This window comes from Streptomyces sp. 13-12-16 (assembly GCF_002114215.1).
Taxonomy (GTDB): Bacteria; Actinomycetota; Actinomycetes; order Streptomycetales; family Streptomycetaceae; genus Streptomyces.
This window is the reverse complement of sequence record NZ_NCTE01000361.1, coordinates 1-9,593: the sequence shown is the minus strand read 5'-3', so window position 1 is coordinate 9,593 and position 9,593 is coordinate 1. Positions and strand designations below refer to the sequence as shown.

The window sequence follows — 9,593 nt, the reverse complement described above, 5'->3', positions numbered from 1 at the left end:
CAGATAGACACGCAGGCAGAAACAAGAAGACCACCGCGTAATGTTACGCGGTGGTCTACCTGCTGCTACGGCTGTCGGGGTGGCGGGATTTGAACCCACGACCTCTTCGTCCCGAACGAAGCGCGCTGCCAAGCTGCGCTACACCCCGATCGTCGCTGCTCTCGCGGCGACGACGTTTACTTTAGCCCACCGGGGGCCGGAGGCGAAATCCGGTTTTCGGGCGGCGGCGGACCGGGTTCGGGCGGGTGTGGTCCAGGGCCACGAGGAGGACGGCCAGGGCGTAGCAGGCGAGGCCCAGGAGGAGGGCGTTGGCGAGGACGTTCCGGTAGCCGTGCCGGGCGACGTCGAGGAAGGGGTAGAGGTAGCGGGCGGGGGAGCCGGGGAGGAGTTCGCCCCGGACCAGGGTGAAGACCAGGTAGGCCAGGGGGTACAGCAGCCAGGTGGCGGCCTGGCGGAGGCGGGTGCGGGCCGGCGGGGTGAGGAGGAGCCAGTCCAGCAGCGCGGCGACGGGGAGCACCGTGTGCAGGGTGTGGGCGGCGAGCGGCTCCAGCCAGCCTGCCGACCCGGCGGTCCCGTCCGTCACCGAGAAGCGCGGGGCCGCGTCCGCCAGGAGGATGTGGTGGACCAGGGACGCCATGATCACGTACAGCAGGGCCGCTCCCGTGATCGCGCCCGGCAGGGGGTGACGGGCGCTCCAGGCGCGGCGGGCCGAGGCGAGCGTGACCACGGCCAGCAGGACCGCGCTCTGGACCGCGAAGTGACTCATGACCCGGGCCGGGTCGCCGAGGAGGGTCTCCAGTACCACCGCCCCCGCCGCCAGCAGCGCCAGGAGCAGGCGGTACACCGCTGCCAGCGGGCGGCGCACCAGGGGCACGACGGCTCTGGCGGGGGCGAAGAGGGCGGCCGACGCCGGATGCGTCCGCGGCAGGGCGGGGATGTCCGGGAGGTCCCTGGGTATCGGGGCGGTCATGCACCCCAGCGTGGGCGGATGTCCGGTTCGGGGCGATGTGGGTGGACCGAACGGGTGGTCCCGGTCCCGGCTGAGGTGGATGGTCCCGGTCAGGCCGAGGTGGATGGTCCCGGTCCCGGTCGAAGCGGGTGGCCTCGGCCCGGGTCACAGGTGGTCTCAGACCCGGTCGGGACAGGTGGTCTCGACCCCGGCCGGGCCGGGTGGTCTCAGTCCCGGCCGACCAGGGTCAGCAGCGTCGCCTCCGGAGGGCAGGCGAAGCGGACCGGGGTGTAGCGGCTGGTGCCGCAGCCCGCGGAGACGTGGAGGTAGGACGTGCGGCCCTCGGACGTGTGCGTGGACAGGCCCTTCACACGGTCCGTGTCCAGGTCGCAGTTGGTGACCAGGGCGCCGTAGAAGGGGATGCAGAGCTGGCCGCCGTGGGTGTGGCCGGCCAGGACCAGCGGGTAGCCGTCGGCCGTGAAGGCGTCCAGGGCACGCAGGTACGGGGCGTGGACGACGCCCATCGAGAAGTCCGCCCCGTCCGACGGGCCGCCCGAGACCTCCGCGTACCGGTCGCGCTTGATGTGCGGGTCGTCCAGGCCGGTCAGCTCGATCGACGTGCCCTCGATCTTCAGGGTGCCCCTGGTGTTCGTCAGGTTCAGCCAGCCGGCCGCGTCGAAGCCGTCCCGCAGGTCCTCCCACGGGTTGTGGACCACGCCGACCGCCTGGGCGTTGCCGTTCAGACCGTGGCGGCCCTGGACCTTCTCGACCAGGTAGCGGGCGGGGTTGCGCAGCGTGGGGCCGTAGTAGTCGTTGGAGCCGAAGACGTACGCGCCCGGGAACTCCATCAGGGGGCCGAGTGCGTCGAGGACCTCCGGCACGCCCTCGGGGTCGGACAGGTTGTCGCCCGTGTTGAGCACGAAGTCGGGGCGCAGGCCCGCCAGGGAGCGCAGCCAGCGCTGCTTCTTGCGCTGGCCGCCGACCATGTGGATGTCGGAGACCTGGAGCACGCGCAGGGGGCGCATCCCGGACGGGAGGACGGGGACGGTCACCCGTCGGAGGCGGAAGGAGCGGGCCTCGAAGCCCGCCGCGTACAGCAGTCCGGCGGCGCCGGCCGCCGTGATTCCCAGGGGGATTCCGTATCGCGCGCGCATGGGCCCATCGTGTCAGATCCGGCGGGGTCCTCCGAACGGCCCCGGGGGGACGGGGTCCTTTAAATCAGTAGGCGTTCGTCGTCGCGCACCTGCGACAATCGAGCCATGACCACGCTCAAGTCGAAGCTGCAGGATGACCTCAACGCCGCGATCAAGGGGCGCGACGAGCTCCGCTCCTCGACGCTCCGGCTGACGCTCGCCGCGATCACCAAGGAGGAGGTCGCGGGCAAGGAGAAGCGCGAGCTCTCCGACGACGAGGTGCAGAAGGTGATCACCCGCGAGGCGAAGAAGCGCCGCGAGGCGGCGGAGGCCTTCGCGCAGGGGGGCCGCTCCGAGCAGGCCGAGCGGGAGAAGGCGGAGGGCGAGGTGCTGGCGCAGTACCTGCCCAAGCAGCTCTCCGACGAGGAGCTGAGCGCGATCGTCGCCCAGGCCGTCGAGGAGGCGAAGGCGGCGGGTGCGGAGGGGCCGCGGGCCATGGGCGCCGTGATGAAGATCGTGAACCCGAAGGTGGCCGGGCAGGCGGAGGGCGGCCGGGTCGCCGCCGAGGTGAAGAAGCTGCTGGCCGGCTGACCACCGGTTCCGGCGCCGCGTACGGCCGGCTGAAGAGCAGCACGTACGGCCTGCTGAGCAGCGCGTACGGCCTGCCGCGTACGGGGCCGGCCGAGCCCGGCCCCTCGCATTCCGGTCACGACGTCGAACGGCCCCTTCCCCGGCAGTGGCGGGGAAGGGGCCGTTCGACGTGTCCGGCTCCGGCCGGGGCCGTCAGTCGCGTCCTCCGGGGCCGGTGCCCGCACCCCGGATGAAGCCCTCCGGGGCGGAGAAGCCCGGGTCCGGCTCGGTGTCTCCCGGGCCGCCCGATCCGTTGCCGCCCCCGTTGCCGTTGCCGCCGCTGATCAGGCCGCCGATGAAACCGCCGTCGCCGTTGTCACCGTTGTTGCCGTCGTCGTCACGGTCGCCCTCGCCGTCGCCCTCGTCCTCGTCGCGGTCCTGGGGGTCCGGGATGTTGACCAGGTTGAAGGACGGGGACTCCTTGCCCGACAGGGCGCCGGTCATGGCGTCCTTCCAGATGGGGCCCGGGACCGCGCCACCGAAGACGAGCGCGTGGGGGACGCCGCCGATCGTGATGTTCTTCATCTCGACCTCCTGGGACGCGCTGCCCACCCACACGGCGCCCGACAGGTTCGGCGTGTAGCCGACGAACCAGGCGTTCTTGCGCTCGTCCGTCGTACCCGTCTTACCGGCGTTGGCGCGGTCGCTGAGGCCGGCCGCCTGACCCGTACCGGAGTCGACCACGCCCTGCAGCAGGGTGTTCACCGTGTCCGCGGTCTGCTCGCTCATCGCGCGCGAACACGTCGACTTCGGCACCTCGAGCGACTTCTGCTCGTTGCCGACCTTCTGGGTGATCGACTCGATGGCGACCGGCGTGCAGTACATGCCCCGGGAGGCGAAGGCGGCGTACGCGCTCGCCATCGTGAGCGGCGAGAGGCCGGTGGAACCGAGGGTCATCGAGGAGGGGACCTCGGGGATCTTCTTCCCGTTGCCCTGGACCACGCCGAGCTTGTCGGTCATCGTCACCACGGGGCACATGCCGATGTCCTCGATCATCTGCACGAAGTAGGTGTTGACCGACTTGGCCATCGCCTCCTTGAGCGCGTACGGCCCCACCTCGGACTCGTTCTCGTTCTCCAGCTTGTAGTCGCCGTCGTTCACCCAGGGCTTGTTGCAGCCGCGCACGGTCGCCGGGTACGGCATCTCGAACGGGGCGGAGTAGGACTGCGTCGGCGGCTTGCCCTCCTCCAGCGCGGCCGCGGCCACGAACGGCTTGAAGGTGGAACCCGTCGGGAAGCCGAAGTTGGAGCCGCCCATGGCGAAGTCGACCGAGTAGTTGATCACGGTCTCGTGCTGCTTGGCGTTGGTGCCGTACGGCTTCGACTGCCCCATCGCCACGACCTTGCCGGTGCCGGGTTCGACGAGGGTGGTCGCGGCGGCGACCTTGTCGCTCGTGTAGATGTGGTCCTTCAGCGACTGCTGGACGGAACCCTGGGCCTTCGGGTCGAGCGTCGTGCGGATGGTCAGGCCGCCCTGGTTCCAGATCCTGGCCCGGTCCTCCTTGGTCTTGCCGAAGACCGGATCGTTGAGGAAGACGTTCCGCACGTAGTCGCAGAAGAACCCGGCGTCGTTGACCGCGGTGATGCAGCCGTTCTTCGGCTTGCTGACCTTCAGGCCCAGCGGGGCCTCCACCGCCTTGTCGGCCTCCGTCTGCGAGACGGCGCCGACCTGGGCCATCCGCCGGATGACGACATCGCGCCGCTTCTTCGCCTCCGCCTCGTCGTTGACGGGGTCGTAGCGGCTCGGCGACTGGACGAGGCCGGCGAGGAGGGCGGACTCCTGGAGGTTGAGGTCCTTGGCGGACTTGGAGAAGTAGCGCCGGGCGGCGGCCTCGACGCCGTACGCCTGCTGGCCGAAGAAGGTGATGTTCAGGTAGTTCTCGAGGATCTTCTTCTTGCCCAGCTCCTCCTCGACCTGGATCGCGTACTTCAGTTCGGCGATCTTGCGGCCGATGGTCTGCTGGGTGGCCTGCGCGACCTTCGTCGGGTCGTCGCCCGCCTCCTCGACGAAGACGTTCTTCACGTACTGCTGCGTGAGCGTGGACGCGCCCTCGGAGACCTCGCCGCTGCGCGCGTTCTTGTTGAGCGCGCGCAGGACGCCCTTGAGGTCGATCGCGCCGTGCTCGTAGAAGCGCGAGTCCTCGATCGCGACGATCGCCTTCTGCATGTACGGCGAGATGTCCTTGAGGTCGACCACCGTGCGGTCACGCGAGTAGACGGTGGCGATCTGGCCGCCGTCGGCGTCGAGGATGGTGGTGCGCTGGCTCAGCGGCGGCGTCTTGAGGTTGGCGGGGAGCTCGTCGAAGCTCTCCACCGATCCCTTGGCCGCCAGGCCCAGCGCGCCCACCGCGGGCAGCGCGATGCCGGCCATGACGGCCCCCGCGAGGACACTGACACCGAGGAACTTGGCGGCCTGCTGTGCGGGAGACAGACCACCGCCCGAGCGCTTCTTTGGCATGGGAGCAGCCTACGTTCTCATTCGCCGGACAAGCGTATATGCCTTGGCCTAAGCTGCTCTCAACTGTCACAGCAGTGAGGCCACGTATCAATACGTCCGGCGACCCCGAATCGTTCCGGATCTCCTCGAATTTTTTCGTACGAGTTTGCGTCGAGGGATGTTGAGCCCGTGTCCGGATCCGCCTCGTGTGTCATGCGGTGTCCGTTGTGACGCAACTGAACTGACCTGAAATGCCGGGTTCGTCGCGTATGTCGTCCCCTCACTCCCCCGGGTGATCTGCCGCTTACCCATAGTCCGTTCGGACCATTCAAGATTGGGCCCGCTGGGGGTGTTGCGCTGTGCCCACCTTCCGTAACGTCCTCAACTGGCGGCGGTGAATATGCCGCTGCCGCCGTGGGGGAGCCTCGATTCGGGAGAGGACGGCGCCGGTATGGGCTGGGTTACCGACTGGAGTGCGCAGGCTGCCTGCCGCACTACCGATCCGGATGAACTGTTCGTTCAGGGAGCAGCGCAGAACAGGGCCAAGGCGGTGTGCACCGGATGTCCGGTACGCACCGAATGTCTGGCCGACGCGCTCGACAACCGCGTCGAGTTCGGCGTATGGGGAGGCATGACGGAGCGTGAGCGCCGCGCACTGCTGCGCCGGCGGCCGACCGTGACCTCCTGGCGCAGGCTGCTGGAGACCGCGCGCTCGGAGTACGAGCGGGGGCCGGGTGTCGTGCCGCTCAACGACGACGAGGTGTACGAGAGCTACGCGGCGGTGAGCTGAGGGCCCTCGGGGGCTCTCGCGTTCCCCTGTCTCCTCTCTCCCCCGCGGTCCTGGTCTAGGGCGTTTCGGGCAGCTCCGGCCGGTCGGCCGCGAGCCGGTCACCGATGTCCCGCAGTCCCGCGAGGTCGTGCACGTCGCCGGGCAGCGCGGCCACCTCGGTCACCGCCACCTCGGGGTGGAGCGCGGTGAAGCGGTCACGTGTGCGCTGCTCGCGCGAGAGCAGCCGCATCCGCTCGGCGTGCAGCCTCAGCAGGCCCGCGGTGAGCCGGTCGACGGACCGGTCCGTGTCGGCGTCCGTGGCCTCAGGGCCGTCGGCGCCGGCCGTGTCTTCGGTGTGCGCGGGGGACCCGGCGGGAGCGGGGGACCCGGTGGGAGCAGGAGATCCGGTGGGAGCGGGGGATTCTGAACTGCCGTACGTTTCGGGAGAGTTACGAAGTCCAGCTTTCCCGTCCACCTGATCCACAATGCGGGAGTCCTCAAGATTTTCCGCGGCGGCCAGCGCCCGCTCGGCCGACAGCCGGTCCGCGCCGCTGCCGTGCACCCGGTTGAGCACCAGCCCGGCCAGCGGCATCTCCTCCGCCGCCAGCCGTTCCACGAAGTACGCGGCCTCGCGCAGCGCGTCCCGCTCCGGGGCCGCCACCACCAGGAATGCCGTCCCGGGCGCCTGGAGCAGCTTGTACGTGGCGTCCGCGCGCGTACGGAACCCGCCGAACATCGAGTCCATCGCGGCCACGAACGTCTGTACGTCCTTCAGTAGCTGGCCGCCGAGCACCTTGCCCAGGGCGCCGGTCATCATCGACATCCCGACGTTCAGGAACTTCATCCCCGCGCGGCCGCCGACCTTCGCCGGGGCCAGCAGGACGCGGATCAGCTTGCCGTCGAGGAAGGACCCGAGCCGCTTGGGGGCGTCCAGGAAGTCCAGGGCGGAACGGGAGGGCGGGGTGTCGACCACGATGAGGTCCCACTCGTCCCGGGACCGCAACTGGCCCAGCTTCTCCATCGCCATGTACTCCTGCGTGCCCGCGAAGCCCGCCGAGAGCGACTGGTAGAAGGGGTTGCCCAGGATCGCGGCGGCCCGGTCGGGGTCCGCGTGCCCCTCGACGATCTCGTCGAAGGTGCGCTTCATGTCGAGCATCATCGCGTGCAGTTCGCCGCCCGCGGAGTCGTCGATGCCCTTCACCCGCCGCGGGGTGTTGTCGAGCGAGTCGATGCCCATGGACTGGGCGAGGCGGCGGGCCGGGTCGATGGTGAGGACCACCACCTTGCGCCCCCGCTCGGCCGCGCGCAGGCCGAGCGCCGCCGCGGTGGTCGTCTTGCCGACCCCGCCCGAACCGCAGCACACCACGATCCGGGTGGCGGGGTCCTCGATCAGCGGGTCGATGTCGAGCGTGCGGGTGGGGGAGAGGTGGTGACGGGCCGGGTCCTGGGCCTGCGCCGGTTCCGGACGACGACTCATGACATCCCCTGCTTCCGGTGCTTCCGACTCGTGACGGGGTGGGTACGGCGGTGGCCGCGGTAGTGGCGACGGTGCGTGGTGGGGCCGGTACGGCGGTGGGGCCGACGGTGGGGACGGTCCGTGCGGGACCGGGACGTACGGGCGCGGTGCTCGGTCATGACATGCCCTGTTGGCGCAGCTCCCTGGCCAGCCGGTACAGGCCGGCCAGGTCCATGCCCTCCGCGAGCAGCGGAAGCTCGTGCAACGGCACGTCGAGGTCCGCCAGCACGGCGCGCTGCTCGGTCTCCAGCGTGTACCGCTCGGCGTACTCCTCGGCCTGCGCGAGCAACGGGTCCACCAGCCGCTCGGCGTGTCCCCCGCGCCGCGCGCCACCGAGGCCGGCGGACGACAGTGACCGCGCGATGGAGGAACGAGGGACCGCCGTCACGAGTTCCAGCCCGTCCCCGTCCAGCAGCTCCGGCCGGACCATGTTCACCACGACCCGTCCCACCGGCAGCCGCGCGGCGCGCAGTTCCGCGATGCCGTCGGCGGTCTCCTGGACCGGCATCTCCTCCAGCAGCGTCACCAGGTGCACGGCCGTCTCCGGCGACTTCAGCACCCGCATGACCGCCTGCGCCTGATTGTGTATCGGGCCGATCTTGGCGAGCCCGGCGACCTCGTCGTTGACGTTGAGGAAGCGGGTGATGCGGCCGGTCGGCGGGGCGTCCATCACGACGTAGTCGTAGACGAAACGCCCGTGCTTGTCCTTGCGGCGCACCGCCTCGCACGCCTTGCCGGTGAGCAGGACGTCCCGCACACCGGGTGCGATGGTGGTGGCGAAGTCGATCGCGCCGAGCTTCTTGAGGGCCCGGCCGGCACCGCCGAGCTTGTAGAACATCTGGAGGTAGTCCAGAAGGGCCAGTTCGGCGTCGATGGCGAGGGCGTACACCTCGCCGCCTCCCGGAGCGACGGCGATCTTCCGTTCCTCGTAGGGCAGCGCCTCCGTTTCGAAGAGTTGCGCGATTCCCTGGCGGCCCTCGACCTCGACGAGGAGCGTCCGCTTCCCCTCCGTGGCCAGGGCCAGCGCGAGGGCCGCGGCCACCGTGGTCTTGCCGGTTCCGCCCTTGCCACTGACGACCTGGAGCCTGCTCACGTCTTCGAGCCTAAATGCTCGCCCCGCGCCCCGGCGGCTCCGGGTGGCGGTTCCCGGACGTCGCGCCCCGCGCGAGGGGGTGGGACGGGGGCCGCGTCCCACGCGGGCGGGGGCTAGAGTCGGCCGCATGACCAAGTGGGAATACGCGACTGTGCCGCTGCTCGTCCACGCAACGAAGCAGATTCTGGACACCTGGGGCGAGGACGGCTGGGAGCTCGTCCAGGTCGTGCCCGGGCCGAACAACCCCGAGCAGCTGGTGGCCTACCTGAAGCGCGAGAAGCAGGCATGAGCGCCGTCGAGGCGAAACTGGCCGAGCTGGGCCTGAGCCTGCCGGAGGTCGTCCCGCCGCTGGCCGCGTACCAGCCGGCCGTGCGGTCGGGGCGGTACGTCTTCACCGCCGGCCAGCTGCCCATGGTGGAGGGCAAGCTTCCGCTGACCGGGAAGGTCGGCGCGGAGGTCACCCCGGAGGAGGCGAAGGAGCTGGCGCGCACCTGCGCGCTGAACGCCCTCGCCGCGGTCAAGTCCGTCGCCGGGGACCTGGACCGGGTGGCGCGCGTGGTGAAGGTCGTCGGCTTCGTGGCCTCCGCCGCGGACTTCACCGGCCAGCCGGCCGTCCTCAACGGCGCGAGCGAACTGCTCGGCGAGGTCCTCGGCGACAAGGGCGTCCACGCCCGCAGCGCGGTGGGCGTCGCGGTACTGCCCCTGGACGCTCCGGTGGAGGTCGAGATCCAGGTGGAACTCACGGAGGCGTAGCCCTCGACCGACCGGGCCCGCCCCGTCGATGGGGCCCACCTGCTGACAGGGCTCGCCCCGTCGGCCTGGTCCGCCTCGTCGGCCGGGTTCGCTCTGCCGGCCTGGTCCACCCCGTCGGCCGGGTTCGCCTCGTCTGCACGATCCGTCTGGCGGCCGGGTCCGCTGTTTCGGCGCGGTGCGCCGACAGGGCGGGGTCCGGGCGGGCCGCCACCGGCTTGTCCCGGGGGCCCGACGCGCTGCGGGAAGCCGGGACGCTCGTCCTGCCGGACGTGCCGCCCCGCCCCCGCCGTCGCGTGTGCGGGAAGCCGGGACGG

At 70.7% G+C, this 9,593-nt stretch carries 9 protein-coding genes and 1 tRNA gene; 4 read left to right on the top strand and 6 right to left on the bottom strand.

Annotated elements, in window-relative coordinates; genetic code table 11:
• Positions 1-74: 74 nt before the first annotated feature.
• The 3 genes from B7767_RS15235 to B7767_RS15225 all read right to left on the bottom strand — a co-directional run bounded on the left by B7767_RS15235 (position 75) and on the right by B7767_RS15225 (position 2,103).
• Positions 75-148 (bottom strand) — tRNA-Pro (locus tag B7767_RS15235).
• Positions 149-181: 33 nt separating this feature from the next.
• Positions 182-970, bottom strand: a complete 789-nt coding sequence (locus tag B7767_RS15230; RefSeq protein WP_085572664.1) for a Pr6Pr family membrane protein — start codon at positions 968-970, stop codon at positions 182-184.
• 206 nt (positions 971-1,176) lie between these two features.
• The gene (locus tag B7767_RS15225) at positions 1,177-2,103 is read right to left on the bottom strand and encodes a metallophosphoesterase (protein WP_085572663.1); all 927 of its coding nucleotides are present in this window, start codon (positions 2,101-2,103) and stop codon (positions 1,177-1,179) included.
• Between the two features lie 105 nt (positions 2,104-2,208).
• Between B7767_RS15225 and B7767_RS15220 the strand changes: the two genes are divergently transcribed.
• Positions 2,209-2,673, top strand: a complete 465-nt coding sequence (locus B7767_RS15220) for a GatB/YqeY domain-containing protein (protein ID WP_085572662.1) — start codon at positions 2,209-2,211, stop codon at positions 2,671-2,673.
• A 192-nt stretch (positions 2,674-2,865) separates the two neighbouring features.
• On the opposite strand, the gene B7767_RS15215 is transcribed toward B7767_RS15220, so the two are convergent.
• Complete coding sequence (locus tag B7767_RS15215) at positions 2,866-5,169, bottom strand: transglycosylase domain-containing protein (RefSeq protein ID WP_085572661.1); 2,304 nt, start codon at positions 5,167-5,169, stop codon at positions 2,866-2,868.
• A gap of 430 nt (positions 5,170-5,599) precedes the next feature.
• Here B7767_RS15215 and wblA point away from each other — a divergent pair, with 430 nt between their 5' ends.
• Positions 5,600-5,938, top strand: coding sequence for a transcriptional regulator WblA (wblA, locus tag B7767_RS15205; RefSeq protein ID WP_179167156.1), 339 nt, complete (start codon positions 5,600-5,602; stop codon positions 5,936-5,938).
• Between the two features lie 55 nt (positions 5,939-5,993).
• On the opposite strand, the gene B7767_RS15200 is transcribed toward wblA, so the two are convergent.
• Both B7767_RS15200 and B7767_RS15195 read right to left on the bottom strand, forming a co-directional pair.
• Complete coding sequence (locus tag B7767_RS15200; RefSeq protein WP_085572659.1) at positions 5,994-7,394, bottom strand: ArsA family ATPase; 1,401 nt, start codon at positions 7,392-7,394, stop codon at positions 5,994-5,996.
• 154 nt (positions 7,395-7,548) lie between these two features.
• Positions 7,549-8,526: an ArsA-related P-loop ATPase gene (locus B7767_RS15195; RefSeq protein WP_085572658.1), complete on the bottom strand. Its 978-nt coding sequence runs from the start codon at positions 8,524-8,526 to the stop codon at positions 7,549-7,551.
• Between the two features lie 127 nt (positions 8,527-8,653).
• On the opposite strand from B7767_RS15195, the gene B7767_RS44630 reads away from it, so the two are divergent.
• Both B7767_RS44630 and B7767_RS15190 read left to right on the top strand, forming a co-directional pair.
• The gene (locus tag B7767_RS44630) at positions 8,654-8,815 is read left to right on the top strand and encodes a DUF4177 domain-containing protein (protein ID WP_003975360.1); all 162 of its coding nucleotides are present in this window, start codon (positions 8,654-8,656) and stop codon (positions 8,813-8,815) included.
• Entirely contained in the window at positions 8,812-9,279 is a 468-nt protein-coding gene (locus B7767_RS15190; protein WP_073936669.1) for a RidA family protein, read from the top strand. Before B7767_RS44630 ends, B7767_RS15190 begins: the two co-directional genes overlap by 4 nt.
• Positions 9,280-9,593 lie beyond the last annotated feature (314 nt).

Excerpts from the sequence above, each read along its gene's own strand:
- B7767_RS15200 (WP_085572659.1), bottom strand. The coding sequence starts at position 7,394 with ATGAGTCGTCGTCCGGAACCGGCGCAGGCCCAGGACCCGGCCCGTCAC.
- B7767_RS15215 (WP_085572661.1), bottom strand. The coding sequence starts at position 5,169 with ATGCCAAAGAAGCGCTCGGGCGGTGGTCTGTCTCCCGCACAGCAGGCC.
- wblA (WP_179167156.1), top strand. The coding sequence starts at position 5,600 with ATGGGCTGGGTTACCGACTGGAGTGCGCAGGCTGCCTGCCGCACTACC.
- B7767_RS15230 (WP_085572664.1), bottom strand. The coding sequence starts at position 970 with ATGACCGCCCCGATACCCAGGGACCTCCCGGACATCCCCGCCCTGCCG.
- B7767_RS15190 (WP_073936669.1), top strand. The coding sequence starts at position 8,812 with ATGAGCGCCGTCGAGGCGAAACTGGCCGAGCTGGGCCTGAGCCTGCCG.
- B7767_RS15225 (WP_085572663.1), bottom strand. The coding sequence starts at position 2,103 with ATGCGCGCGCGATACGGAATCCCCCTGGGAATCACGGCGGCCGGCGCC.
- B7767_RS44630 (WP_003975360.1), top strand. The coding sequence starts at position 8,654 with ATGACCAAGTGGGAATACGCGACTGTGCCGCTGCTCGTCCACGCAACG.
- B7767_RS15220 (WP_085572662.1), top strand. The coding sequence starts at position 2,209 with ATGACCACGCTCAAGTCGAAGCTGCAGGATGACCTCAACGCCGCGATC.